Source organism: Variovorax terrae, assembly GCF_022809125.1.
GTDB classification, from domain to species: Bacteria; Pseudomonadota; Gammaproteobacteria; order Burkholderiales; family Burkholderiaceae_C; genus Variovorax_A; species Variovorax_A terrae.
The window spans coordinates 1409898-1433846 of the sequence record NZ_JALGBI010000001.1 but is presented as its reverse complement, the minus strand read 5'-3'; the positions used below and the strand labels follow the sequence as shown (position 1 = coordinate 1433846).

At 69.6% G+C, this 23949-nt stretch carries 24 protein-coding genes; 5 read left to right on the top strand and 19 right to left on the bottom strand.

Annotated elements, in window-relative coordinates; translation table 11 throughout:
• Positions 1-55: 55 nt before the first annotated feature.
• Together MMF98_RS06730 and hemN are read right to left on the bottom strand one after the other, a co-directional pair.
• The gene (locus tag MMF98_RS06730) at positions 56-763 is read right to left on the bottom strand and encodes a sulfite exporter TauE/SafE family protein (RefSeq protein WP_243305469.1); all 708 of its coding nucleotides are present in this window, start codon (positions 761-763) and stop codon (positions 56-58) included.
• Positions 763-2145 carry an oxygen-independent coproporphyrinogen III oxidase gene (gene hemN / locus MMF98_RS06725; protein WP_243305468.1) on the bottom strand — a complete coding sequence of 461 codons (1383 nt, stop codon included), beginning with the start codon at positions 2143-2145 and terminating at the stop codon, positions 763-765. Before hemN ends, MMF98_RS06730 begins: the two co-directional genes overlap by 1 nt.
• 190 nt (positions 2146-2335) lie before the next feature.
• Between hemN and fnr the strand changes: the two genes are divergently transcribed.
• A complete protein-coding gene (gene fnr, locus MMF98_RS06720) occupies positions 2336-3055 on the top strand; it encodes a fumarate/nitrate reduction transcriptional regulator Fnr (RefSeq protein ID WP_243305467.1) in 720 nt (239 codons plus the stop codon).
• Here the strand turns inward: fnr and MMF98_RS06715 are convergent.
• The 9 genes from MMF98_RS06715 to MMF98_RS06675 all read right to left on the bottom strand — a co-directional run bounded on the left by MMF98_RS06715 (position 3033) and on the right by MMF98_RS06675 (position 10702).
• A complete protein-coding gene (locus MMF98_RS06715; RefSeq protein ID WP_243305466.1) occupies positions 3033-3278 on the bottom strand; it encodes a hypothetical protein in 246 nt (81 codons plus the stop codon). The genes fnr and MMF98_RS06715 overlap by 23 nt on opposite strands.
• An 18-nt stretch (positions 3279-3296) precedes the next feature.
• A complete protein-coding gene (locus tag MMF98_RS06710) occupies positions 3297-3557 on the bottom strand; it encodes a FixH family protein (RefSeq protein ID WP_243305465.1) in 261 nt (86 codons plus the stop codon).
• Between the two features lie 17 nt (positions 3558-3574).
• A complete protein-coding gene (ccoG, locus tag MMF98_RS06705; protein WP_243305464.1) occupies positions 3575-5035 on the bottom strand; it encodes a cytochrome c oxidase accessory protein CcoG in 1461 nt (486 codons plus the stop codon).
• Between the two features lie 6 nt (positions 5036-5041).
• Positions 5042-5956: a cytochrome-c oxidase, cbb3-type subunit III gene (gene ccoP / locus MMF98_RS06700; RefSeq protein WP_243305463.1), complete on the bottom strand. Its 915-nt coding sequence runs from the start codon at positions 5954-5956 to the stop codon at positions 5042-5044.
• Positions 5957-5981: 25 nt separating this feature from the next.
• A complete protein-coding gene (locus MMF98_RS06695) occupies positions 5982-6119 on the bottom strand; it encodes a cbb3-type cytochrome oxidase subunit 3 (RefSeq protein WP_243305462.1) in 138 nt (45 codons plus the stop codon).
• Between the two features lie 10 nt (positions 6120-6129).
• Positions 6130-6759 carry a cytochrome-c oxidase, cbb3-type subunit II gene (gene ccoO, locus MMF98_RS06690; protein ID WP_243305461.1) on the bottom strand — a complete coding sequence of 210 codons (630 nt, stop codon included), beginning with the start codon at positions 6757-6759 and terminating at the stop codon, positions 6130-6132.
• Between the two features lie 12 nt (positions 6760-6771).
• Positions 6772-8205 carry a cytochrome-c oxidase, cbb3-type subunit I gene (gene ccoN, locus MMF98_RS06685; RefSeq protein WP_243305460.1) on the bottom strand — a complete coding sequence of 478 codons (1434 nt, stop codon included), beginning with the start codon at positions 8203-8205 and terminating at the stop codon, positions 6772-6774.
• 65 nt (positions 8206-8270) lie between these two features.
• Positions 8271-8408 carry a cbb3-type cytochrome oxidase assembly protein CcoS gene (gene ccoS / locus MMF98_RS06680; protein WP_243305459.1) on the bottom strand — a complete coding sequence of 46 codons (138 nt, stop codon included), beginning with the start codon at positions 8406-8408 and terminating at the stop codon, positions 8271-8273.
• Entirely contained in the window at positions 8408-10702 is a 2295-nt protein-coding gene (locus MMF98_RS06675) for a heavy metal translocating P-type ATPase (protein WP_243305458.1), read from the bottom strand. Before MMF98_RS06675 ends, ccoS begins: the two co-directional genes overlap by 1 nt.
• A gap of 102 nt (positions 10703-10804) precedes the next feature.
• On the opposite strand from MMF98_RS06675, the gene MMF98_RS06670 reads away from it, so the two are divergent.
• A complete protein-coding gene (locus MMF98_RS06670; RefSeq protein ID WP_243305457.1) occupies positions 10805-11248 on the top strand; it encodes a universal stress protein in 444 nt (147 codons plus the stop codon).
• A gap of 21 nt (positions 11249-11269) precedes the next feature.
• On the opposite strand, the gene MMF98_RS06665 is transcribed toward MMF98_RS06670, so the two are convergent.
• The 8 genes from MMF98_RS06665 to MMF98_RS06630 form a co-directional block, all read right to left on the bottom strand.
• Positions 11270-12826 (bottom strand): malonate--CoA ligase, encoded by a 1557-nt coding sequence (locus MMF98_RS06665; RefSeq protein ID WP_243305456.1) that lies wholly within the window; start codon positions 12824-12826, stop codon positions 11270-11272.
• A complete protein-coding gene (locus tag MMF98_RS06660) occupies positions 12823-13632 on the bottom strand; it encodes an enoyl-CoA hydratase/isomerase family protein (RefSeq protein ID WP_243305455.1) in 810 nt (269 codons plus the stop codon). The genes MMF98_RS06665 and MMF98_RS06660 overlap by 4 nt, the downstream gene beginning before the upstream one ends.
• Positions 13633-14622, bottom strand: coding sequence for a Bug family tripartite tricarboxylate transporter substrate binding protein (locus tag MMF98_RS06655; RefSeq protein WP_243305454.1), 990 nt, complete (start codon positions 14620-14622; stop codon positions 13633-13635).
• A 128-nt stretch (positions 14623-14750) separates the two neighbouring features.
• Positions 14751-16217 carry a malonyl-CoA decarboxylase gene (locus MMF98_RS06650; protein WP_243305453.1) on the bottom strand — a complete coding sequence of 489 codons (1467 nt, stop codon included), beginning with the start codon at positions 16215-16217 and terminating at the stop codon, positions 14751-14753.
• A 55-nt stretch (positions 16218-16272) separates the two neighbouring features.
• Positions 16273-16956: a GntR family transcriptional regulator gene (locus MMF98_RS06645; protein ID WP_243305452.1), complete on the bottom strand. Its 684-nt coding sequence runs from the start codon at positions 16954-16956 to the stop codon at positions 16273-16275.
• A 107-nt stretch (positions 16957-17063) separates the two neighbouring features.
• The gene (locus MMF98_RS06640; protein ID WP_243305451.1) at positions 17064-18122 is read right to left on the bottom strand and encodes a hypothetical protein; all 1059 of its coding nucleotides are present in this window, start codon (positions 18120-18122) and stop codon (positions 17064-17066) included.
• Positions 18119-18949 (bottom strand): prolipoprotein diacylglyceryl transferase, encoded by an 831-nt coding sequence (lgt, locus tag MMF98_RS06635; RefSeq protein WP_243305450.1) that lies wholly within the window; start codon positions 18947-18949, stop codon positions 18119-18121. The genes MMF98_RS06640 and lgt overlap by 4 nt, the downstream gene beginning before the upstream one ends.
• A 99-nt stretch (positions 18950-19048) precedes the next feature.
• Positions 19049-19972 carry a LysR family transcriptional regulator gene (locus MMF98_RS06630; RefSeq protein ID WP_243305449.1) on the bottom strand — a complete coding sequence of 308 codons (924 nt, stop codon included), beginning with the start codon at positions 19970-19972 and terminating at the stop codon, positions 19049-19051.
• A 128-nt stretch (positions 19973-20100) separates the two neighbouring features.
• Here MMF98_RS06630 and ilvD point away from each other — a divergent pair, with 128 nt between their 5' ends.
• Genes ilvD through MMF98_RS06615 form a run of 3 tightly spaced genes read left to right on the top strand, consistent with a single transcriptional unit; the run spans position 20101 to position 23947 of the window.
• The gene (gene ilvD, locus MMF98_RS06625) at positions 20101-21798 is read left to right on the top strand and encodes a dihydroxy-acid dehydratase (RefSeq protein WP_243305448.1); all 1698 of its coding nucleotides are present in this window, start codon (positions 20101-20103) and stop codon (positions 21796-21798) included.
• Between the two features lie 29 nt (positions 21799-21827).
• A complete protein-coding gene (locus MMF98_RS06620; RefSeq protein WP_243305447.1) occupies positions 21828-22511 on the top strand; it encodes a response regulator transcription factor in 684 nt (227 codons plus the stop codon).
• On the top strand, positions 22508-23947 hold the full coding sequence (locus MMF98_RS06615; protein WP_243305446.1) for a sensor histidine kinase: 1440 nt from the start codon (positions 22508-22510) through the stop codon (positions 23945-23947). The genes MMF98_RS06620 and MMF98_RS06615 overlap by 4 nt, the downstream gene beginning before the upstream one ends.
• Positions 23948-23949 lie beyond the last annotated feature (2 nt).

Here is a 23949-nt window from a genome sequence, read left to right as displayed (position 1 = left end):
ACGCCGCCTGCGGCCTCCCATGAATCGGTGAGGGCGGCGGCCGGCGGGCCGGGGTTCAGTGCGTCAGGCACCAGGGAGCCGTCTGCTCCACCAGGCCCATCCAGATCGCCCAGGCCGACAGCACGGCCAGGGCCAGGCCCGCCAGCCGCACGCCCCAGGCGCCCTGCCCGGCGCCGCGTCCGCGCAGGCGCTGCCACAGCCAGGGTCCGGCGGCCAGCATCGCGCCGCTGCCCAGGGCGAACAGGGCCATTACGCCCGCACCCTGCAAGGCGCTGCCCGACAAGGCCGCCACCAACAGCGCCGAGTACAGCAGGCCGCAAGGCATGAGAGCCCACAGCGCGCCAAAGCCCGCGGCCAGCGCCCCGCCTGGGACACGGCCTCCCGTCGCCCCGGCCGTGCCCACCCGGGAGCGCGCCGCGGCCCAGATGCGCCGCCCCGTGCCGCCGATCCATGCCGGCTGGCGCGCCTGCCAGAGCATCACCAGGCCCAGCAGCAGCGCCGCCACATGGAACAGCGTCCACACCGGCCGCAGCGCCGCGACCTGCGTGCCGAGCCAGCCCATGGCCTGCACCGAGGCCGCCGCCAATGCGCCCAGCGCGCAGTAGCCGGCCATGCGCCCGGCCTGGAACAACATGAGGCCGCGCGCCGTGCTGCGTGCGTCCAGCCGCGCCACCCCACCGCAGGCCGCGCCGCACATGGCCACGCAGTGCGGGCCGCCGGCCAGGCCCATCAGCAATGCGGTGGCGGCCAGTCCGGCAAGCATCAAATGATCTTGGAAAACCGCGCCCGGTTGCGGTCGGCCTGCAGGTAGCGGTCGAACACCATGGCCACGGCGCGTACGAAGAACCAGCCGCTGGCCGTGACCTGGATGCCGGTGTCGTCCAGCTCCACCAGGCCCTGGTCGGCCAGCGCCTTGAGCGCCTCGAGTTCGGCCGCGAAATGGTGGCGGAACTCGATCAGGTAGGCCAGTTCCACCGACTCGAACTGCAGTTGCCCCTGGCACATCAGCGCCATGATCACGGCGCGGCGCGCCAGGTCGTCGCGCGACAGCGCCAGGCCGCGCACCACCGGCAGGCGGCCCTGGTCCAGCAGGTCGCCATACTCGGCCAGCGTCTTGGCGTTCTGGCTGTAGCTGGCGCCGACCCGGCCGATGGCCGACACGCCCAGCCCGATCAGGTCGCAATCGGGCTGCGTGCTGTAGCCCTGGAAATTGCGGTGCAGCCGGCCCTGGCGCTTGGCCACGGCCAGCGCATCGCCCGGCAGCGCGAAGTGGTCCATGCCCACGTAGACATAGCCCGCGCTCAGGAAGGCCGACAACGAGCGCGACAGCATGGCGATCTTGGCGCCGCCGCCCGGCAGCTCGGCGGCCGCAATACGGCGCTGCGGCTTGAAACGCTCCGGCAGATGCGCATAGGCGTAGAGCGCCACGCGGTCGGGCCGCAGCTGCGCCACCTGGGCCAGCGTGCGGTCGAACGACTCCGGCGTCTGGCGCGGCAGGCCGTAGATCAGGTCCACGTTCACCGAGTCGAAGCCTTCGGCGCGGGCGGCCTCCATCAGCTCGAACACCTGCGCCGCAGGCTGCACGCGGTGCACGGCCTTCTGCACATCGGGATCGAAATCCTGCACGCCGAAGCTCAGGCGGTTGAAGCCCAGCTCGGCCAGCAGCGCCAGGCGCGCGGCGTCCACGGTGCGAGGGTCGATTTCGATCGAGTATTCACCCCCCGGCACCAGCGAGAAACTGCGGCGCAGCATGGCCATCAGCTCGCGCAGCTCGGCATCGCTCAGGAAGGTCGGGCTGCCGCCGCCCAGGTGCAGCTGCGTCACCGCCTGCCCGGCGCCCAGCTGGGCCACGTGCAGGTCGATCTCGCGGCCGAGGTAGCGCAGGTAGGGCGCGGCCCGGTCGTGGTGCTTTGTGATGATCTTGTTGCAGGCGCAGTAGTAGCACAGCGACTCGCAGAACGGGATGTGCACGTACAGCGACAGCGGCAGGCTCAAGGCGGCCGCGCCGGTGCGCCGCTGGGCCAGGGCCTGGGCGTAGTCCTCGCCGGTGAAGGCCTCGACGAAGCGGTCGGCCGTCGGGTAGGAGGTGTAGCGCGGCCCCGGCACGTCAAAACGGCGCAAAAGATCGGGCGAAACGACACTCATCAACGGCTCTCCTGGTGCATATCGGCACTTTGCCGCCAAATTCGCGGAGCTTCCTTGATCTGGGTCAAGTCCGGACCATCCGCCGGCACCGACAATTTGAGCCATATCAGGAGCCCCCATGTTTGACACTGTCATGGATCAGACCGGACCAAAGGCGGTAAGCTTCCCCACTGAACTCCCGCCACGCCGCATGAAACCCGAAGCCATCAAAGTCGCCTGCTCCAATTGCAACCTGCGGGAACTCTGCATGCCCCTGGGCCTGAGCACCGAGGAGCTGAACCGCATCGATGACGTGGTGGCCACCCGGCGCAAGGTCAAGCGCGGCACTCCGCTGTTCCGCAATGGCGAGAAATTCACCTCGCTCTATGCCATCCGCACCGGTTTCTTCAAAACCTGCATCGCCACCGAGGATGGCCGCGACCAGGTGACGGGCTTCCAGATGGCCGGCGAGATCATCGGCCTGGACGGCATCGTGAACGACCAGCACACCTGCGATGCGGTCGCGCTCGAGGATGCCGAGGTCTGCGTGATGCCATTCGACCGCATCGAGGAACTGTCGCGCGAGGTCAACGCGCTGCAGCACCACGTGCACAAGATCATGAGCCGCGAGATCGTGCGCGAGCACGGCGTGATGCTGCTGCTGGGCAGCATGCGCGCCGAGGAACGGCTGGCCGCCTTCCTGCTGAACCTGGTGCAGCGCCTGCATGCGCGAGGCTTCTCGCAATCCGAGCTGGTGCTGCGCATGACGCGCGAGGAAATCGGCAGCTACCTCGGCCTCAAGCTCGAAACCGTGAGCCGGACCTTCTCCAAGTTCGTGGAGGACGGCATCGTCGAAGTCCGGCAGCGGCACGTGCGCATCCTGGACACCGACGCGCTCAAGCGCATCGTCAACGCCCAGTCCTGCCACTGACGTCCGAGGCCCGCGACAGCAGCAGCGTCAGGCCGCCCGAGGCCATGGCCACGATCCAGAAGACGAAGAACGCGAGCGTGTAGACGCCCAGCCGCGACAGCCCGAGCGCCGCGCCGGGGCCGCCCAGGTCCTGGGGATCGACCAGCGCGAACACCCCCGCCTCCAGCAGGCAGGCCGCCAGAAAGGCAGGCCAGGCCGTCCACATCAACCATGAGCGCCACATGCAGGCCTCCCTTGCGTGTTATTTGGCCGGTACCGCATCGGCCGGCGTGGCGGCATGGTTGCGCGCCTGCATGGCCGGCAGCGCCCCCTTGGGGGCGGCCAGCGTCTTGTTGATCTCGAGGCCCCGGCGGTAGTAGTCGGGGGCCACCACGGGGTCGGGGTGCCGCATGGCGATCCAGGCCGTGGCCAGGCCGGCGACCACCACGGCCAGCGGGCCGGCGATCACCAGCCAGACATGGCCGTAGGTCCACCAGGGTTTCGGGTTGTTCTCGACCGGCATGCGCTTCTCCTGCGTTGTCAGCGGGGCACTAGGAAGGCGGATTTTTCGATGACATGCGCATCGCCGCCCAGCCCCTGGATCTCGAAATGGATTTCATGCGAGCCCGGCGCGGCCGAGCCATAGGGAATCTGCAGCCGCAGCGCCACCCAGCGCGACTGCGCGGGCCCGACCTCGACTTCGTCCTCCGAAGCCACCGCCAGCCCCGGCAGCCCCGAGGCGCTGATCCGGTAGCGCTGCACGGCTTCGGTGGCGTTCATGAGCTGCAGGCGGTAGATGTTCTCCAGCCGGCCGCCGGCCACGATACGCGACAGGGCCGCGCGGTCGCGCACCACGTCCACCTTGAGCGGCGTGCGCAGCGCCAGGCTGGCCAGCATCGCCACGCACAGCGCCAGCAGCACCAGCGAGTACACCAGCACGCGCGGGCGCAGCACGCGCCGCCACAGGGCCCGGCCCGCCAGTTGCTGCGCCATGCCGTTCTGCGTGGCATAGCGGACCAGCCCCCGGGGGTAGCCCATCTTGTCCATCACGCCGTCGCAGACGTCCACGCAGGCCGCGCAGCCGATGCACTCGTACTGCAGGCCGTCCCGGATGTCGATGCCGGTGGGACAGACCTGCACGCACAGGCTGCAGTCCACGCAGGAGCCCAGGCCGCGCGCGGCGGGGTCCTCGCGGCGCGAGCGCGCGCCCCGCGGCTCGCCGCGCTCTGCGTCGTAGTTCACGATCAGCGTGTCGCGGTCGAACATCGCGCTCTGGAAGCGCGCGTACGGGCACATGTACTTGCAGACCTGCTCGCGCATGAAGCCGGCGTTGCCGTAGGTGGCGAAGCCGTAGAAGAACACCCAGAACACCTCCCACGAGCCCATGCGGGTCTGCAGGAACGCCAGGCCCAGGTCGCGGATCGGCGAGAAGTAGCCGACGAAGGTGAAGCCGGTCCACAGCGCCAGGCCGATCCACACCACGTGCTTGAACCACTTCTTGACCAGCTTCTCCAGGGACAGCGGCGCGCCGTCGAGCCTCATGCGCGCGCCGCGGTCGCCCTCGATGCGGCGCTCGATCCACATGAAGATCTCGCTGTAGACCGTCTGCGGGCAGGCATAGCCGCACCACAGCCGGCCGGCAACGGCCGTGAAGAGAAACAGCGCCAGCGCCGAGATCACCAGCAGGCCCGTGAGGTAGATGAAATCCTGCGGATACAGCACCAGGCCGAAGATGTAGAAGCGGCGCGCCCCGAGGTCGAACAGCACCGCCTGGCGCTGGCCCCACTCCAGCCAGGGCAAGCCGTAGAACACCGCCTGCGTCAGGAACACCAGCGCCCAGCGCCAGCGCGCGAACAGGCCGTTGACCGAGCGCGGGTAGATCTTCTTCTGCGCCTCGTACAGCGACACCCCTTCGCCATCATCCGGCGCTGGCACGGGCACGATGGGAATCACCGGGCGCGCCAGCGCGTCCGGCCCGCGGGGGTTGCGCCCACCACTCATGAAGCCTTACCGGGCCGCCACGGGCTTGTTCGACAGGCCCCAGACATAGGCCGTCAGCACCTGGATCTGCGCTTCGGTGAGCTTGCCCGCCTGGGCCGGCATCTGGTTGGTCTTGCCGTTGTTGATCATCGCGGCGATGGCCTCCTCGCCCCAGCCATGCAGCCAGATGTCGTCGGTGAGGTTGGGCGCGCCCAGGGCCGGGTTGCCCTTGCCGTTGGCGCCGTGGCAGGCGGCGCAGGCCGCGAACTTCGGCTTGCCCAGGGCAGCGCGCAGCGAATCGTGCGGGCTGCCCGACAGGCTCAGCACGTACTGGGCCAGGTTCTTCACGTCGTTGGGTGTGCCCACCGCGGCGGCCATCGGCGGCATCACGCCGGTGCGGCCCTGCATGATGGTTTCGTGGATCTGCTCGGGCGCGCCGCCATGCAGCCAGTCGCCGTCGGCCAGGTTGGGAAAGCCCTTGCTGCCGCGCGCATCCGAGCCGTGGCACTGGGCGCAGTTGTTCATGAACAGGCGCTCGCCGATGGCCATGGCCTGTGCATCGCCGGCCATCTGCGGCGCGGGCATCGCGGCAAAACGCGCATACAGCGGCTCGAGCTCGCGCCGGGCCTGGGCCATCTCGGCCTCGTACTCGCCGCGCGTGCTCCAGCCGAGCTGGCCAGCATAGGTGCCGAGGCCCGGATAGGCCACCAGGTACAGCAGCGAAAAGATGATGCTCAGGACGAACATCCACATCCACCAGCGCGGCATCGGGTTGTTCATCTCCCGCAGATCCTCGTCCCAGACGTGGCCCGTGGTGTTGTCGCTGCTGGCGGCCACCTTCTTGCGGGCCGTGACCCACAGCAGGATCAGGCAGCCGAGGATGCCGGCCAGGGCCAGGCCGGCCACGTAGACCGACCAGAAGTTGCTTGTGAAATCGCTCATGCTTGGGAATCCCCGATGGTGTGGCTCAGTCCTGCTCGAAAGGCAGGCGGGCGGCCTCGTCGAAGCGGGCGGTGTTGCGGCGCGCGAACGCCCAGATCAGGATGCCGATGAAGGTGGCGAAGCACGCCACCGTGGCGATCACGCGCAGGCTGGTGATGTCCATGGGCTTCTCCTTATTTCAGTGCGCGGCCCAGGGACTGCAGGTAGGCCACCAGGGCGTCCTGCTCGGTCCGGCCCTTGACGTCGGCCGCCGCGGCGGCAATCTCCGCATCGCTGTAGGGCACGCCCACCCGGCGCAGCGCCTGCATGCGGGGCGCCACCTCGGCCGGATCGACCGCCGCCTTCTCCAGCCACGGATAGGCCGGCATGTTGGATTCGGGCACCACGTCGCGCGGGTTGTTCAGGTGGATGCGGTGCCATTCGTCGCTGTACTTGCCGCCCACGCGGTGCAGGTCGGGCCCGGTGCGCTTGCTGCCCCACTGGAACGGATGGTCGTAGACGAATTCGCCGGCCACCGAGTAGTGGCCGTAGCGCAGCGTCTCGGCGCGGAAGGGCCGGATCATCTGCGAGTGGCAGTTGTAGCAGCCCTCGCGCAGGTAGACGTCGCGCCCCATCAGCTGCAGCGCGGTGTAGGGCTTGACGCCCGTCACCGCCTCGGTGGTGGATTTCTGGAAGAACAGCGGCACGATCTCCACCAGCCCGCCGATGGCGACCACCAGCAGGATGAGCACGATCATCAGGAAGTTGCTGGTCTCCACCTTCTCGTGCGAGAAGCCGGGCGTGGCCTGGGTGTTGTCGGTCATGGTGTCTTCTCCTCAGGCGTGGGCCGCAAGGGCGGGAATGGGCACATGCACGGAGCGCCCCGAGACCGCCGTCATCCAGGTGTTCCAGGCCATGACCAGCATGCCGCCGAGATACAGCACACCGCCCAGCACGCGGATCACGTAGAACGGATAGGTGGCCTTGACCGACTCCACGAAGGTGTAGGTCAGCGTGCCGTCGGTGTTGACGGCACCCCACATCAGGCCCTGCATCACGCCGGCAATCCACATGGCGGCGATGTAGAGCACGATGCCGATGGTGGCGATCCAGAAGTGCAGCTCGATGGCCTTGGTGCTGTACATCTTCTTCTGCCCGAACATGCGCGGGATCAGGAAGTACAGCGAGCCCATCGAGATCAGGCCAACCCAGCCCAGGGCGCCGGAGTGCACGTGGCCGATGGTCCAGTCGGTGTAGTGGCTCAGCGCGTTGACGGTCTTGATCGACATCATCGGCCCCTCGAAGGTGCTCATGCCGTAGAACGACAGCGAGACGATCAGGAAGCGCAGCACCGGGTCGTCGCGCAGCTTGTGCCAGGCGCCCGACAGCGTCATGATGCCGTTGATCATGCCGCCCCAGCTCGGCGCCAGCAGGATCAGCGAGAACATCATGCCCAGCGACTGGGTCCAGTCGGGCAGCGCGGTGTAGTGCAGGTGGTGCGGGCCGGCCCACATGTAGGTGAAGATCAGCGCCCAGAAGTGCACGATCGAGAGCCGGTACGAGTAGACGGGCCGCTCGGCCTGCTTCGGGATGAAGTAGTACATCATCCCGAGGAAGCCGGCCGTGAGGAAGAAGCCCACCGCGTTGTGGCCGTACCACCACTGGATCATCGCGTCCTGCACGCCGGCATAGGCCGAGTAGCTCTTCATCCAGCCGGCCGGCACCTCGGCGCTGTTGACCACGTGCAGGACGGCCACGGCGAGGATGAACGCGCCATAGAACCAGTTCGCCACGTAGATGTGCTTGACGCGCCGCCGGCCCACGGTGCCGAAGAACACGATGGCATAGGACACCCACACCAGCGTGATCAGGATGTCGATCGGCCACTCCAGCTCCGCATACTCCTTGCCGGTGGTGTAGCCCAGCGGCAGGCTGATGGCCGCGGCCACGATGACGGCCTGCCAGCCCCAGAAGGTGAACGCGGCCAGCGGCCCCGCGAACAGGCGGACCTGGCCGGTGCGCTGCACCACGTAGTAGCTGGTGGCGAACAGCGCGCAGCCGCCAAAGGCGAAGATCACCGCATTGGTGTGCAATGGCCTCAGCCGGCCGTAGCTGAGCCACGGGATGCCGAAGTTCAGGTCGGGCCAGGCCAGCTGCGCGGCAATCACCACGCCGACCAGCATGCCCACCACGCCCCAGACCACGGCCATGATGGAAAACTGCCGCACCACGGTGTCGTTGTAGACGGCCTGCACCCCGGGATCATTCATCTCGCACCTCTTTGCTTGAACGGTGCCAGTGTCGGCCTCAAGGCGCAGCGGCGTATTGACCTGCGTCAATCGCCGCGAAGAATGCGCTCCCCTTCGGACTCGACGTCCTCGAACTGCCCATGCTCCACGGCCCACCACAGGCCGCCGAGGATCAGCAGCACCAGGGCCACCGACAGCGGAATCAGCAGGAACAGGATGTCCATCAGCCCCCGCCCTCCGCTCTGGCCAGCCGCAGGGCATTCAGCACCACCAGCAGGGAGCTGGCCGCCATGCCCAGGCCCGCGGCCCAGGCCGGCAGCCAGCCCATCAGGGCCAGCGGCACGCATAGCGCGTTGTAGAGCGCCGCCCACAGCAGGTTCTGCCGCACGATGCGCAGCGTGCGGCGCGCCTGCCTCAGCAGATGGGGCACCTCCAGCAGCTGCCCGCCCTGCACGACGAAATCGGCCTGGGCCTGGGCCAGCGGCACGCCCTGCCCCATGGCGACCGACACGTCGGCGCAGGCCAGCACCGGCCCGTCGTTCAGGCCGTCGCCCACCATGGCCACGCGGCGGCCCTGGCGCTGCAGGGCCTGCACATGGGCCAGCTTGTCCTGCGGCAGGCATTCCCCGAACGCCTGCGCGATGCCCGCGCAGCGGGCCATCCGCTGCACCGGCCACTGGCGGTCGCCCGACAGCAGCTGCACCTGCACGCCCGCTTCGCGCAGCGCCTGCACGGCCGCCAGCGCCTCCGGCCGCAGGGCCTCTTCCAGCTCGAAGGTCGCCAGCCAGCCCGCGTCACTCGACAGATGCACCTGCAGCACGCCGCCGGGCCGCGGCCCGGCCGGCAGGCCGCAGAAGCCGGCGGAGCCCAGCCGCAGCCGCAGCGGCGAAGCCGGCTGGCTCGGGTCGAGCACCTGGCCCGACAGCCCCTGCCCCATCGTCTCCTTCACGTCGGTGGCCTGCAGCGGCATCGCGGCGGCCGCGGCCAGCGCGCGCGAGGCCGGGTGCAGCGAATGCCGGGCCAGCGCCGCGGCCAGGCACAGGGCCTTGTCCGGCGAAACGCCGGCGCGTGCGCGGATGGCGTTCAGCGCCATGCGGTCCTGCGTCAGCGTGCCGGTCTTGTCGAACACCACGGTGTCGATGCCGGCCAGCGCCTCGAGCGCCTGCAGGCGCCGCACCAGCACGCCGCGCCGCGCCAGCGAGCCGGCGGCCGCCAGCATGGCAGCCGGCGTGGCGAGCGACAGCGCGCAGGGGCAGGTCACGATCAGCACCGCAACGGCCGCCATCACGGCGCGGGCCGGGTCGCTCGGCCACCACCAAGCGGCAGCCGCCGCGCCGGCCAGCAAAACCAGCGCCAGGAACGGCCGCGCCACCCGATCGGCCAGCACGGCCAGGCGCGGCTTGTCGAACGAGGCCTGCTCCATCAGCGCCACGATGCCGGCATAGCGCGTGTCCTGGCCCACGCGCTCGATCCGCACCCGGGCCGGCGCCGACAGGTTGTAGCTGCCGGCGATGACCGGGGCACCGGCGAACTTGGGCACCGGGCGCGACTCGCCCGTCAGCAGGGCTTCGTCCGCCAGCGTCTCGCCGTCCGTCAGCACGCCGTCGGCCGGGAACGCCTCGCCGGGCAGCACGCGCACCACATCGCCCGGCGCGAGCCGGTGGATCGCCACGCGCCGGAAGCTGCCGTCGGCCTCCAGGCGCTCCACGCTGAGCGGCAGGCGCTGCATCAGGGCATCGAGCGCGCCCGCCGTGCGATCCTTCAGCCGCTGCTCCAGCCAGCGGCCGGTGAGCAGGAAGAACACGAACATGGTGAGCGAGTCGAACCAGACCTCGCGTCCCCACCAGCCATCGGGCGAAAAGGTGGCAGCCGTGCTGGCCGCGAACGCGATCACGATGCCCAGGGCCACCGGCAGGTCCATGCCGATGCGCCGCTGCGCCAGGTCGCGCGCGGCGCTGGCAAAGAACGGGCCGCACGAGAACAGGACCACTGGCAGCGTCAGCACCCAGGAAGCCCAGCGCAGCAATTGCTCGATGTCGGGCGTAATCTCGCCGGGCGCGGCCACATAGGCCGGCACGGCGTACATCATGACCTGCATCATGCAAAAGCCCGCAACCAGCCAGCGCCACAGCATCAGGCGCTGCTGCCGGCGCCGCCGGTCCTGCGCAAAGGCATCGGTGGCAGGCCAGGCGCGGTAGCCGGCCCGGCGGATGGCGCCAAGCCAGCCGGCCGGCTGGACCTCGGCGCTGCGCCAGACCACGCGGGCCCGGGCGCCAGCGGCGCTCACCTCGGCCGACTCGACGCCCGGCACCCGGCACAGCGCCTGTTCGATGGTGATGGGGCAGGCCGCGCAATGCATGCCTTCGATAACGATCTGCGACTCCCAGCGCTGGGGCTGGCCCGCCTCCCCGATCGGCCGGCTGAAGGCGGTCCAGTCGGTGGCGTCGTCCTGTGGCCCGGAAAGCGCGCCTGCGCCCGGAGCGATCGCGGGCGGAGCGGGAAGGCGGACGGCTTGCATCCCGCAAGGCTAGTGGCATGCTTCGCCGCGAGCCTTGATCTGGATCAAGCAAAGCCCCCCGGAATCGGCTAATCTGGCGCCACCCAACCCAGGAGACACGCCATGTACCAACGCATCCTCATCGCCACCGACGGTTCCACCCTCTCGAAGAAAGCCGTGCAGCACGGCCTCAAGCTGGCCAGTCTGGCGGACGCGGAAATCGTGGCCCTGACGGTGATCCCGCGCTACCCGCAAAGCTATTTCGAGGGCTCGCTGCCGGTGCCGGTGAAGGAAGTCGCGGCGGTGGAGAAGCAGTGGGCCGACCAGGGCCAGGCCGTGGTCGACGCGATCAAGAAGACGGCGGAAACCAAGGGCCTCAAGGCCAAGGCCGTCACGGCCAAGTCAGACCTGGTGGCCGAGGCCATCATCGCGGCGGCCAAGAAGCACAAGTGCGATCTGGTGGTGATGGCCTCGCACGGCCGCAAGGGGCTCAAGCGCCTGCTGCTGGGCAGCGAAACCCAGCACGTGCTCACGCATTCGCACGTGCCGGTGCTGGTGCTGCGCTAAGGCCGGCCCGCCCAGCCCCGCTCAGGAGCCGAACAGGCTCCGGTACTGCTCGCGCAGCAGGTTCTTCTGCACCTTGCCCATGGTGTTGCGCGGCAGTTCGTCCACCACGAAGCAGCGCTTGGGAATCTTGAAGTTGGCAAGCTGCGCCTTGAGCTGCGCGAGGATGCGCTCGCCGTCCGGCGCGCCACCGGGCCTCGGGATCACGACGGCCACGCCCACCTCGCCGAAATCGGGGTGCGGCACGCCCACCAGCGCACTCTCGGCCACGCCCGCCATCTCGTTGATGTAGCCCTCGATCTCGGCCGGGTAGACGTTGTAGCCGCCGCTGATGATCAGGTCCTTGCTGCGGCCCACGATGGTGACGTAGCCGCGCTCGTCCACCCGGCCCACGTCGCCCGTCTTGAAGAAACCATCGGCGGTGAACTCCTCCGCCGTCTTCTCGGGCATGCGCCAGTAGCCCTTGAACACGTTGGGGCCCTTGACCTGGATGCCGCCGATCTCCCCCACAGGCAGGTCACGGCCCTCGTCGCCCTGCACGCGCAGGCTCACGCCGGGCAGCGCAAAGCCCACGGTGCCGCCGCGCCGCTCACTCTGGCCGCCGTGGTGCGGATCGGCCGCGTAGGGGTTGGAGGTGAGCATGATGGTCTCGCTCATGCCGTAGCGCTCCAGGATGGTGTGGCCGGTGCGCTCCTTCCATTCGTTGAAGGTCTCGATCAGCAGAGGCGCCGAGCCCGCGATGAACAGGCGCATGCGGCTCGCGGCCTCGCGCGTCAGGCCCGGCTCGGCCAGCAGGCGCACATAGAGCGTGGGCACACCCATGAAGACCGTGGCCTCGGGCAGCTTGCGCACGACGAGCTTCGGATCGAACTTGGCCAGCCAGATCATCTTGCTGCCGTTGATCAGCGCGCCGTGGATGGCCACGAACAGGCCGTGCACGTGGAAGATCGGCAGCGCGTGGATCAGCACGTCGCCGCCTTGCTCGGGCGTTCTCCAGCCCCAGTAGTCCTTGAGCATCACGGCGTTGCTCAGCAGGTTGCCGTGCGTCAGCATGGCACCCTTGCTGCGGCCCGTGGTGCCGCTGGTGTAGAGGATGGCGGCGAGGTCGCCGGCCTGTTTGCGCACCGGCTCGTGCTGGTCGCTGCAGTGCGATGCGCGCTCCAGCAGCGAGCCGCTGCGGTTGTCGTCCAGCGTGAACACGTGCGCGGTGCCGGCCTTGAAGGCGATCTTGCTGACCCAGCCGAAGTTCTTGGCGGTGCAGACCACCACGGCGGGCTCGGCGTTGCCGATGAAGTACTCGATCTCGGCGCTCTGGTAGGCCGTGTTCAGCGGCAGGAACACATAGCCCGCGCGCAGCGTGGCCAGGTACAGCAGCATGGCCTCGACCGATTTCTCCACCTGCACCGCCACGCGCGCGCCCTCGGGCAGCCCGAGCGAGGCCAGCAGGTTGGCCAGCATGGCGGTGCCGCGCTCCAGGTCACGCCAGCTGTAGTGGAGGCCGTTGTCGGTTTCGACGGCCGTGCCGTCCAGATCGGGGGGAAAGGCGGCGCGCAGCGCGGCAAAGAGGTTTCCGTTGCTCATGGTGGGGTCAGAAAGCGGGGGGTTCGTTTTTCAATGAAGGCCTGGATGCCTTCGCGGTGTTCGTCGCTGTCCGCGTAGCGGTAGGCGTTTGCTATCAAATCCATAGCTGCCGAGCTCCCGTGCACCTGGACCTCTGGCCGATTCAATGCCCGAAAGGTCTGTTTGTTGAGGCGTGCGGCCTGTGGCGCGAGCGCCGCCACGCGCCGGGCAGCCTGCAAGGCCTGCTCGGCCGCCTGCCCCTCGTCCACCACGCGGTGGAGAAAGCCGCGCGCCTTCATCTCGGCGGCGTCGAGCACGGCCGCTTCCAGCAGCATTTCGCGTGCGGTCAGCTCGCCGGCCGCCCGCATCACGAGCTGGGCCTCGCGCGGCGCCATCGGAAAGCCGAGCCGGGCGATCGGGGCGCCGAAGCGCGCCGACTCGGCGGCGATGCGGATGTCGCAGCAACTCGCGATCTCCACTCCCGCCCCCATGCAGGCGCCCTCGATCTGCGCGACCAGGGGCACGTCGCAATCAAGCAGGGCCTGCAGGCCGCCCCAGACGTCGCGCTCATGGAAGTCGCGCAGGCCGGCCTCCTCGAAGCGAAAGCCCGGGTACTCGGCGATGTCGCCGCCCGCGCAGAACTGGCCGGCCTCGCCGCGGATCACCACGCAGCGGATCCCGCCGCTGCGCTGGACCTGCTCGAACACCGCGCGCAGCTCGCGCCACATCGCGCGCGACATGGCATTGAGCTTGCCGGGATGGGACAGGGTGACGAAGGCCAGGCCCGGATGCGGGCCTGCCGTGTCGAGCGCGATATGCCCGGCCATTCAGTCCAGCTTCGCGCCCGAGGCCTTGACCACGGCGGCCCAGCGGGTGATTTCACCGTGCACGAAGCCGCCGAACTGCTGCGGCGAGAGGTTGCCGAACTCGGCGCCATTGCTGGCCCAGACGGCCTTGAGCTCATCGGACAGCACCGCCTTGCGCATGTCGTCCGCGATGCGCGCCTGCACGTCGGGCGGCGTGCCCTTGGGCGCCCACAGGCCGTACCAGGTGGTGACGGTGTAGTCGGGCAGGCCGACCTCGGCCGCGCAGGGCACGTCGGGGAAGGCCGGGTTGCGCTTGGCGCCCGAGACCATCAGCGCCTTGACGCGCCCGCCCTTGATGTGGGCCGCCGAGGAGCCCAGGCCGTCGAACATCATGTCCACCTGGCCGCCGACCAGATCGCGCAAGGCCGGGCCGGCGCCGGTGTAGGGGATGTGGGTGATGAAGGTCTTGGTCTGCTGCTTGAACAGTTCGCCCGCGAGGTGGTGCGAGGTGCCGGTGCCGGCCGAGCCGTAGTTGAGCCGGCCCGGGTTCTTGCGCACGTAGTCGAGGAAGGACTTGAAATCCGGCGTCGTGATGTTCTTGGGGTTGACCACCACGACCTGCGGCACGTTGGCCAGCAGCGACAGCGGGATGAAGTCGCGCTCGAGGTCGTAGTCGAGCTTGGGGTACATCGACGGCGCGATCGCATGGTGCACCGCGCCCATGAACAGCGTGTAGCCATCGGCCGGCGCCTTGGCCGCGATGCCCGCACCCAGCGTGCCGCCGGCGCCGCCGCGGTTGTCGATCACCAGCGTCTTGCCGCTGAGCTTGGCGAACTGCCCGGACAGCGGCCGCGCAAAGGCGTCGGTGCCGCCGCCGGCCGGGAACGGCACGATCAGGGTCACCGGCTTGGTGGGCCAGCCGCTCTGCGCATGCAGCACGGAAGACGAAGAAGCCGCGGCAGCGCCGGCGGTTGCCAGGCGCAGCACATCGCGGCGGTTGAGGTGTTTCATGGTGCTTGTCTCCTATCCATCGGTTGTTATCGAACTCACACGAACATTCTCAGGGAAAAAACACGGCGCCGGCCGCTTGCCGGTCATGGCCAGGCCAGATCGCCGCGATGGCCCGCGCTGCTCCCATCTCACAGCAGGGGTTTGATCTGCCCCGAAACGGCGATCCTGCCGCTGGCGAGCAGGGCGCGGTGCCTGTCCAGGCGCTTCAGGTCGTACAGGTAGTTCACCATCAGCCCATACGACTGCTTGAGCCCCTTGGGCGAGGGGTCGCCGGCCCAGTTCAGCCGCTCGACGCAGGCGCCGTTGCCGAGGTGAAAGCGGGCCACGGCATCGGCCGGCTTGCCGCCCTCCATCGCCTGGCCGAGATACCGCGCGGCGCAGCGCAGCAGCATCAGCCGCACCGGCGATTTGTCGGGCAGCGCCAGCACGTTGTCGGCCGCGCCGAGAAAATGCGCGGCCGTCGGCGGCTCGAAGCCGATGGCGCGGCCCAGCGCCGTGCGGGCCTTGTCATCGAGCTGCTCCAGCATGGCGGCGGCGTTCTTTCCCAGCCAGCCGCGGAAGCCGGGAATCGGCGACAGCGTGGCGAAGGTCTTGAGCCGGGGGAATTCCTCCTTCAGGGTCTCGACCACGCGCTTGATCAGCGAATCGCCAAAGCTCACGCCGCGCAGGCCGCCCTGCGTGTTGCTGATGGAATAGAAAATCGCGGTGGTGGCCTTGTTCAGGTCCGCGGCATCGGCCGACTCGTCGAGCAGCGGCGTGATGCTGCCGGCGATCTCGTCCATCAGCGCCACCTCGACAAAAATCAGCGGATCGTCGGGCAGCCGCGGGTGAAAGAACCCGTAGCAGCGGCGGTCCGAGTCCAGCCGGTTCTTGACATCGGACCAGCTCTTGATGTCGTGCACCGCCTCGTACTTGATGAGCTTCTCGATCAGCGACGCGGGCGAGTCCCAGCTGATGCGGCGCAGCTCCAGGAAGCCCACGTCGAACCAGGTCGAGAACATGTATTCCATCTCGACGTCCAGCGCCTGCAGGCGCTTGTCCGACTTGAGGTGGGGCAGCATCTCGGCGCGCAGATCGACCAGGAACCGGATGCCGTCCGGGAAGGCGCTGAAGCGCTGCAGCAGGCGCCGGCGCGGCGACACCGTGGCGCGGCGGTAACGCACTTCGGCCACGGCTTCATCGGGCGTGCCGACGGCGGCCTCGAACTGGGCCTGCGCCAGTTTGGTTTTCTGCGCGTCGGCCACGAACTGCTCGCTCATCAGCAGCCACATGTCGCGCCGCTCGTTGGGCGCGGCGCCGGCATACCAGCCGGCCACCCGCATGGCGCGGCGGCCGCCTTCGATCTCGCTGACCTGCGGGTCGATGATGGCCTGCAGCTCGGTCAGCGTGCGCCGCAGCACGCGCGGCGAGAGCGCCTCCTGCTTGCGGCGCAGCGTGGCCTGCAGCCGCTCCCGGGTCGAGCGGGCACCTTCGGCTGCTCCTGTTTTGATAGCATCCGATGACCGCTGCACCTGGACATCAGGCCTTTTTCCCTCTGATTTCTCGGTGGAGCGCAGTCTGGAGACGCTGCGGGCAATCCATTCGGGCGCACTCATGCGATCCACTCCCTCTGGCAGGTTGCGGCCGTCGCGGCAAGGGCCCGGCGAGGGCTCATGACGCCAGCCTCGACGGCTGGTTGCGCGCCAGCTCGCGCAGGGCTTCGCGCTGGCGCGTCAGGTGGGTGCGCATCGCGGCCTCGGCGCCCTCGCTGTCGCGCGCCTTGAGCGCGGCGAACACCGCGAGGTGCTCCGACAGGCTCTGCTCCAGCCGGCCCGGCGCGTGCAGCTGCTGCAGCCGCGCCAGCTTGAGGATCTTGCGCAGGTCGCCGATCACCTGGGCCAGCCAGCGGTTGTTGGCCAGCGTGATGATGGCCTCGTGGATCAGGTGGTTGGCCTCGTAGTAGTCGTTGATGCGCCGGGCCTTGGCATGGCGCGTGAGCCGCTCGTGCAGCGTCTCCAGCGCCGCGAGGTCGGCATCGCTGGCGCGGCGCGCGGCCTCGAAGGCGCAGCGCCCTTCGAGCAGCGCGATGACGGGGAAGATCTCGTCGAGGTCCTGCGCCGTGACCTCGTTGACGAAGCAGCCGCGGCGCGGCTCGTGGCGCACCAGCCCCTCGGCCGTCAGCACCTTGAGCGCCTCGCGCAGCGGCGTGCGCGAGATCTTCAGGCTCTCGCACAGCGCCGCCTCGTCGATGAAGCTGCCCGGCGCCAGCTCGCCCCCGAAGATGCGGCTGCGCAGGCTGGCCGCCACTTCGTCATGAAGCGACTGGGGGGCGAGGCTGGGGGTGATGAGGCGCATAATTTTCTGTAATTACACGTAATTATCAACAGACCAGCATGCCTGCGGCAAGCCCCTCGGCATGCGGGCATACCCTGAGAACGCGTTGACGATGACTGAGCGCCGGTTCAGCGCGGCCGGAACATCGCGTCGGGACTGGCGAAGCGCAGGAATCCCGGCGTCTGGGCCCGGCTGCTGCCCAGCGGGCATTGCTCCGGCGCCAGCGCAGCCTCCCAGGAGCGGAACGCCAGCGCCACCGGTGGCGTCATGAGGCAGTGCGCGTTGCCGAACGGGTGCCCCAGGTGCAGCAGCTGGTGGCCGAGCTCGTGGGCCAGCAGCAGCGCCATGGCGCTGTCGGCCTGCGCCTCGGACAGCGGCTCGCCGCCGCGCAGGCGCTGCGCCAGGGCCGAGGCGTCGGTGAACGGGTAGCTGCTGAGGATGGACACCAGCTGGTAGCGTCCGCGCCGGCTCTGGGTGGTGATGCCGTTGCTGACGCCGCCGCGGATCGCGCTGTGCACCGAGTTCTCCGTGCGTTCGGCGCTGGCGATCAGCTGGTTGGTGATGACCACTTCGTAAGGCAGCTCGGTCGAGCCCAGCAGGTTCCAGAAGCTGTACTCGTTGTAGCGGTCGCCGCCGATCACCGGCCGGCCGTCGAGCGCCAGCGCCTGCCCCCAGTCCCGCAGCAGCGTGTGCTGGGTGATCAGCAAGGCGCGCGCAAAGGCCCGGTCGCTGCCGTCCGCGGGCGGCTGCACCAGGTAAGGTGCCGCGAAGCGCCTTTGCTGCGCGAGGTCGCCGGCTTCACGCAGGTCCTTGAGCAGCGGGCGGACCAGCGGCTCGAGCCTGGCGGGATCGGGCGTTGCGTCCAGACGCTGGCGTTCGGCCTCCAGCGCCAGCCGCGGGCTCAGCGCCGAGAACAGCGGGCCGATCGGCAGGTGCTGCGGTTCGGTGAAGCGGGCGGCGATGCCCAGGTGCGCCTGAAGCTGCCGGGCCGTGAGCGCCAGGATGGCGTCCAGGCGCGGCGCGGGGAGTGCCGGCAGGCGCGGATTCTCGACATAGGCCACGCGCAAGGTGACGCCGTTCGAGAGGTCCGGCAGCGGCACCGGCCGGTCCGCGCCCGGCGGCTGGGCCCAGGCTGCCGTGAGCAGCGCGGCCAGGAGCACCACGGCCCCGACCGCGCGGGCCGTCATGCCGCCGCCCGGCCCGTGCGCGGCGCCTGCCGCTCGGCCCACAGCCAGAGCCAGACGCCGCCCACGATCATCGGCAGGCACAGCCACTGCCCCATGCTCATGCCCAGCGACAGCAGGCCCAGGAAGGCGTCGGGCTCGCGGAAGAACTCGGCGATGAAGCGGAACACGCCGTAGCCCACCAGGAAGGCCGCCGCCACCTGGCCGGGCTTGCGCGCCTTGCGGCCGTACAGCCACAGCAGCACGAACAGCAGCAGGCCTTCGAGCAGGAACTGGTAGACCTGCGAGGGATGGCGCGGCAGCATCGAGCCGCTGTTGGGAAACACCATGCCCCAGGGCAGGTTCGGGTCGCTGAAGCGCCCCCAGAGCTCACCGTTGATGAAGTTGCCCACCCGACCGGCCGCGAGGCCGGTGGGCACGCAGGGCGCCACGAAGTCGGCCACCTGCAGCATGGGCCGGCGGCGCGAGTGCGCGAACCACAGCATGGAGCCGATCACGCCCAGCATGCCGCCGTGAAAGCTCATGCCGCCCTGCCAGACCGCGAAGATCTCCAGCGGGTGCGTGAGGTAGTAGCCCGGCTTGTAGAACAGGCAGTAGCCGAGGCGCCCGCCCACCACCACGCCCAGCACGCCGAGGAACAGGATGTCCTCCACGTCCTTGCGCGTCCAGGCGCCCGGGCCGGTAATGGAGGCAAAGGGCTCGTGCCGCAGGCGGCGCAGCCCCAGGAACATGAACAGCCCGAAAGCAGCGAGATAGGTCAGGCCGTACCAGTGGATGGCCAGCGGGCCGAGCTTGAGGGCGACAGGGTCGATTTGCGGGTACATCAGCATGGGGGCCATTGTGCCGCAGGCCCATGGCCCCCGAATGACAGACCGGGCAAGACACCGGCAAGCCGAGGCCTCCTCCAGGCCAGGCAACGCTGGCGCCCGCTACACCGGCGCGGCGCCGGCCGCCGCCTGGCGTGCGAAAGCGATGAAGTTGCCCAGCGACGGGCTGCGCAGCGGCAGCGGCCAGGCCAGGCTGGTCTCGCAGGCCGGCAGCTTGCGGCGGCCGGCCACGCTGCGGTAGACCACGCCCGGCCGCTGGAACTGCATCACGCTGGCCGGCACCCAGGCCACGCCGAGGCCGGCCGACACCAGGTTGACGATGGTCTGCATCTGGATCGCCTCCTGCGCCACCCGCGGCGAATGGCCGGCCGCGTGGTACAGCGCAAAGATCGCGTCGTACAGCGAAGGCACGATGCGGCGCGGAAAGATCACCAGCGGCTCGGCCAGCACCCGGTCCAGCGCCAGCGCCGCGGCACCGGCCAGCGCATGGTGCGCCGGCAGCGCCAGCACCAGCGGCTCCCGGGCGATCGGCAGGTGCGCCAGGCCGGCCGGCGCGAAGCCCGGCGAATGCAGCATGAAGCCGGCGTCGATCTCGCCACGTTCGAACATCTGAAGCTGCTGGTCGCCGGTGGCCTCTCTCAGGTCCAGCTCCATGCGCGGGTGGCGCGCGCGAAAGGCGCGCACCCACTGCGGCAGCAGGTCGAACCCCACGGTCGAGACAAAGGCCAGCCGCAGGCGGCCCAGCTCGCCCGCCGCCGCCGCCCGGGCCTGGCCGGGCAGCGCCTGGGCGCGCGACAGCAGCTCGCGCGCCTCGGGCAGCAGCGCGGCGCCAGCGGCCGTGAGCTGCACGCTGCGCTTGGTGCGGTCGAACAGGCGCACGCCCAGCAGCTTCTCGAGCTGGGCGATCGCCTGCGTGAGCGGCGGCTGCGTCATGTGCAGGCGCTGCGCGGCGCGGCCGAAATGCAGCTCCTCGGCCACGGCCGTGAACTGGCGCCACAGCCTCAGTTCAATGAATGGATCACTCATATGCACAGCATATTAATAGGTTCCGAGAAATAGATTGGACGCGCGGTTGTGCTGCGGCGCATACTCGGCGCTGCCACAATGACGGCCTTGCGCCTGCAGGCATCCCACCCGCCCCACAGAGAGACACCATGGCAGACATCAAAACCATCCAGATCAACCGCCGCTCGGCCAACATCACCGAAGGCAAGTCGCGCGCCCCGAACCGCTCCATGTACTACGCCATGGGCTACGAGGAAGGCGACTTCAGGAAGCCCATGGTCGGCGTGGCCAACGGCCACAGCACCATCACGCCCTGCAACTCGGGCCTGCAGAAGCTGGCCGACGCGGCCATCGCGGGCATCGAGGAAGCCGGCGGCAACGCCCAGGTGTTCGGCACGCCCACCATCTCGGACGGCATGGCCATGGGCACCGAAGGCATGAAGTACTCGCTGGTGAGCCGCGAAGTCATCTCCGACTGCATCGAGACCTCGGTGCAGGGCCAGTGGATGGACGGCGTGCTCGTCGTCGGCGGCTGCGACAAGAACATGCCCGGCGGCCTGATGGGCATGCTGCGCGCCAACGTGCCGGCCATCTACGTCTACGGCGGCACCATCCTGCCGGGCAAGTGGAAGGGCCAGGACCTCAACATCGTGAGCGTGTTCGAAGCCGTGGGCCAGAACGCCGCCGGCAACCTGAGCGACGAAGACCTGCGCGAGATCGAGATGCGCGCCATCCCCGGCACCGGCTCCTGCGGCGGCATGTACACGGCCAACACCATGTCGTCGGCCTTCGAGGCGCTGGGCATCAGCCTGCCCTACTCGTCCACCATGGCGAATCCGCACGACGAGAAGCAGAACTCGGCCAAGGAATCGGCCAAGGTGCTGATCGAGGCCATCAAGATGGACATCAAGCCGCGCGACATCGTGACCCGCAAGGCGATCGAGAACGCCGTCGCCGTGATCATGGCCACTGGCGGCTCGACCAACGCGGTGCTGCACTTCCTCGCCATCGCGCATGCGGCCGGCGTGGAATGGACCATCGACGACTTCGAGCGCATCCGCCAGAAGACGCCGGTGCTGTGCGACCTCAAGCCCAGCGGCAAGTACCTCGCGGTGGACCTGCACCAGGCCGGTGGCATCCCGCAGGTCATGAAGGTGCTGCTGAACGCCGGCCTGCTGCACGGCGACTGCCTCACCATCAGCGGCCAGACCATCGCCGAAGTGCTGAAGGACGTGCCAGACCAGCCGCGCGCCGACCAGCACGTGATCCGGCCGATCGACAAGCCCATGTACGAGCAGGGCCACCTCGCCATCCTCAAGGGCAACCTGAGCCCCGAGGGCGCGGTCGCCAAGATCACCGGCCTCAAGAACCCGGTCATCACCGGCCCGGCGCGCGTGTTCGACGACGAGCAGTCGGCGCTCAAGGCCATTCTCGATGGCAAGATCGTCGCTGGCGACGTGATGGTGCTGCGCTACCTCGGCCCCAAGGGCGGCCCGGGCATGCCCGAGATGCTGGCGCCCACGGGCGCGCTGATCGGCGCCGGCCTGGGCGAGAGCGTGGGCCTGATCACCGACGGCCGTTTCTCCGGCGGCACCTGGGGCATGGTGGTGGGCCATGTGGCGCCGGAGGCGGCGGCCGGCGGCAACATCGCCTTCATCCACGAGGGCGACTCGATCACCATCGACGCCCACAAGCTGATGCTCGAACTCAACGTGCCCGAAGCCGAGCTCGCCAAGCGCCGCGCAGGCTGGACCCCGCCGGCCCCGCGCTACACCCGCGGCGTGCAGGCCAAGTTCGCCTTCAACGCGGCCAGCGCCAGCAAGGGCGCGGTGCTCGACAACTTCTGAGCCGCTGAGCCCAGCGGACTCATCGCAACATGCGCGTCCTGGTCGTCGAGGATGACCCGGCCCTGCGGCTGGGCATCCGGCGCGCGCTGCAGGCCGAGGGCTGGCAGGTCGACGTGGCGGCCGATGGCGAGCTGGCCCTGGCGGCCACCGCCACCGAGCCCTACGACGCCGCCGTGCTCGACCTCGGCCTGCCCCGGCGCAATGGCCTGGAAGTCCTGCGGCACTGGCGCGGGCGCGGCCTCGAGCTGGCGGTGCTGATCCTGACCGCGCGCGACGAACTGCAGGACCGTCTGCAGGGACTCAACGGCGGCGCCGACGACTACCTCGCCAAGCCCTTCGAGGCCGAGGAACTGGTGGCCCGGCTGCGCGCCATCATGCGCCGCCGCCGCGGCGGCGCCAGCAACCTGCTGCACGTGGGGGAACTCAGCTTCAACACCAGCAGCCGGGAACTGCGCCATCGCGAGGAGCGGCTCGCGCTGAGCCCGCGCGAAGCCGCGCTGGTCGAGCTGCTGATGGCCTCCCCCGGCGCCGCCGTGCCCAAGAGCCGCATCATCTCGGCCATGTCGAGCTGGGAATCGAACTTCAGCGCCAACGCGGTGGAGATCTACATCCTCAAGCTGCGCCGCAAGCTGGCGGCCACCGGCGTCACCATCGTCACGGTGCGCGGCGTCGGCTATGCGCTGGAGCTGGCACAGGCCGGCAGCGCGCCATGAATCCCGCGGGCAGCGCCAGCCTGCTGCGCAAGCTGCTCTACCCGCTGCTGTGGCTGTGGCTGCTGCCGGCCTTGCTGGCCATGCTGGCCGCCTTCTGGCTGGCCGGGCGCACGGCCCAGAGCTCGTTCGACCGGATCCTCAAGGACGATGCCCTGGCCCTGGGCGCGCAGGTGCGCTGGGATGCCGAAGGGCCGCGGTTCGCGGTCGACTCGCGCACCGCGGCCTCGCTGGTGTTCGACTCGCTCTCGCCCTCGCGCTTCACGGTGCGCACCGGCGACGGCCGCACCCTGGTCGGCAACGCCGAACTGAGCCTGCCGCAAGGCTCCGATCAGCAGCCCACCGGGCACCCGCTGTTCTACGACACGCCCACCACCTGGGGCAGCCTGCGGGCCGTGGCCGTTCGGCTGGAGCAGGCCGGGCGACCCGAATCGGTCTGGGTCATCGTGGGCGAAGCGCAGTCCAAGCGCGACCAGATCAGCCGCGAACTCGCCCTGGCCATCTTCCTGCCGGCCGCCGGCCTGGGCTTTCTGATCATCCCCCTGCTGTTCCTGGGCATCCGCTATGGGCTGGCGCCCGCTCGCGACACCACCCTCGCCGTGGCGCGGCGCGGCATCGACGACCTGTCGCCCCTGCCTCTGGACAACGTGCCCGACGAGCTGCGCGGGCTGATCGGCCACATCAACGATCTGCTGGCCCGCCTGCAGGAGGCCGTGGCGCATGAGCGGCGCTTCATCGCCGATGCCGCGCACCAGCTGCGCACCCCCGTGGCCGGGCTCAAGCTGCTGGCCGACGACCTGCAGCGCACCCATCACGCCAATCCCGGGCAGCCGCCCGACAGCGAGGTGCTGGACGAACTGCATGCCGCGGCCTCGCGCGCCACGCACCTGGTGCGCCAGCTGCTGGCGCTGGCGCGCTCCGAGCGCGGGACACCGGCCGAAACCACCCGGTTCGAACTCTGCGCCCTGCTGCAGGAGGTGGCCGGGCGCTGGCAGGAGCCCGCCGCCGCGGCCCACAAGACGCTGCAGGCCGATGCCGACCTGGCACGGCTGGGCCCGCTCTGGCTCAGCGGCAGCCCGATCCTGCTCGAGGAGGCGCTAGGCAACGTCATCGACAACGCCCTGTTGTATGGAGGCCCCGTGGTGCGGATCAGCCTGGAGCCGGCGGGCGATGAGCTGCTGGTCCATGTGCAGGACAACGGACCGGCCATCGCGCCCGCCGTGCGCGACCAGATGCTGACCCCGTTCTGGCGCGGCGACCAGGCCAGCGCCAGCGGCTCGGGGCTGGGCCTGCCCATCGCCCAGAAGGCGGTGCGCGGCCTGGGCGGGGAACTGCTGATCGGCAGCGGCCCGCAGGGCACCGGCACGCGCGTGACCTTCCGCCTGCCGCACCAGCGCACAGGCCGTCACACTACGGAAGCTGCCCCAGCGTCAAAATGAGG

What these genes read in the sequence shown, in the direction of transcription:
- MMF98_RS06730 (WP_243305469.1), bottom strand. Translation starts at nt 763, where the DNA reads ATGCTTGCCGGACTGGCCGCCACCGCATTGCTGATGGGCCTGGCCGGC.
- hemN (WP_243305468.1), bottom strand. Translation starts at nt 2,145, where the DNA reads ATGAGTGTCGTTTCGCCCGATCTTTTGCGCCGTTTTGACGTGCCGGGG.
- fnr (WP_243305467.1), top strand. Translation starts at nt 2,336, where the DNA reads ATGAAACCCGAAGCCATCAAAGTCGCCTGCTCCAATTGCAACCTGCGG.
- MMF98_RS06715 (WP_243305466.1), bottom strand. Translation starts at nt 3,278, where the DNA reads ATGTGGCGCTCATGGTTGATGTGGACGGCCTGGCCTGCCTTTCTGGCG.
- MMF98_RS06710 (WP_243305465.1), bottom strand. Translation starts at nt 3,557, where the DNA reads ATGCCGGTCGAGAACAACCCGAAACCCTGGTGGACCTACGGCCATGTC.
- ccoG (WP_243305464.1), bottom strand. Translation starts at nt 5,035, where the DNA reads ATGAGTGGTGGGCGCAACCCCCGCGGGCCGGACGCGCTGGCGCGCCCG.
- ccoP (WP_243305463.1), bottom strand. Translation starts at nt 5,956, where the DNA reads ATGAGCGATTTCACAAGCAACTTCTGGTCGGTCTACGTGGCCGGCCTG.
- MMF98_RS06695 (WP_243305462.1), bottom strand. Translation starts at nt 6,119, where the DNA reads ATGGACATCACCAGCCTGCGCGTGATCGCCACGGTGGCGTGCTTCGCC.
- ccoO (WP_243305461.1), bottom strand. Translation starts at nt 6,759, where the DNA reads ATGACCGACAACACCCAGGCCACGCCCGGCTTCTCGCACGAGAAGGTG.
- ccoN (WP_243305460.1), bottom strand. Translation starts at nt 8,205, where the DNA reads ATGAATGATCCCGGGGTGCAGGCCGTCTACAACGACACCGTGGTGCGG.
- ccoS (WP_243305459.1), bottom strand. Translation starts at nt 8,408, where the DNA reads ATGGACATCCTGTTCCTGCTGATTCCGCTGTCGGTGGCCCTGGTGCTG.
- MMF98_RS06675 (WP_243305458.1), bottom strand. Translation starts at nt 10,702, where the DNA reads ATGCAAGCCGTCCGCCTTCCCGCTCCGCCCGCGATCGCTCCGGGCGCA.
- MMF98_RS06670 (WP_243305457.1), top strand. Translation starts at nt 10,805, where the DNA reads ATGTACCAACGCATCCTCATCGCCACCGACGGTTCCACCCTCTCGAAG.
- MMF98_RS06665 (WP_243305456.1), bottom strand. Translation starts at nt 12,826, where the DNA reads ATGAGCAACGGAAACCTCTTTGCCGCGCTGCGCGCCGCCTTTCCCCCC.
- MMF98_RS06660 (WP_243305455.1), bottom strand. Translation starts at nt 13,632, where the DNA reads ATGGCCGGGCATATCGCGCTCGACACGGCAGGCCCGCATCCGGGCCTG.
- MMF98_RS06655 (WP_243305454.1), bottom strand. Translation starts at nt 14,622, where the DNA reads ATGAAACACCTCAACCGCCGCGATGTGCTGCGCCTGGCAACCGCCGGC.
- MMF98_RS06650 (WP_243305453.1), bottom strand. Translation starts at nt 16,217, where the DNA reads ATGAGTGCGCCCGAATGGATTGCCCGCAGCGTCTCCAGACTGCGCTCC.
- MMF98_RS06645 (WP_243305452.1), bottom strand. Translation starts at nt 16,956, where the DNA reads ATGCGCCTCATCACCCCCAGCCTCGCCCCCCAGTCGCTTCATGACGAA.
- MMF98_RS06640 (WP_243305451.1), bottom strand. Translation starts at nt 18,122, where the DNA reads ATGACGGCCCGCGCGGTCGGGGCCGTGGTGCTCCTGGCCGCGCTGCTC.
- lgt (WP_243305450.1), bottom strand. Translation starts at nt 18,949, where the DNA reads ATGCTGATGTACCCGCAAATCGACCCTGTCGCCCTCAAGCTCGGCCCG.
- MMF98_RS06630 (WP_243305449.1), bottom strand. Translation starts at nt 19,972, where the DNA reads ATGAGTGATCCATTCATTGAACTGAGGCTGTGGCGCCAGTTCACGGCC.
- ilvD (WP_243305448.1), top strand. Translation starts at nt 20,101, where the DNA reads ATGGCAGACATCAAAACCATCCAGATCAACCGCCGCTCGGCCAACATC.
- MMF98_RS06620 (WP_243305447.1), top strand. Translation starts at nt 21,828, where the DNA reads ATGCGCGTCCTGGTCGTCGAGGATGACCCGGCCCTGCGGCTGGGCATC.
- MMF98_RS06615 (WP_243305446.1), top strand. Translation starts at nt 22,508, where the DNA reads ATGAATCCCGCGGGCAGCGCCAGCCTGCTGCGCAAGCTGCTCTACCCG.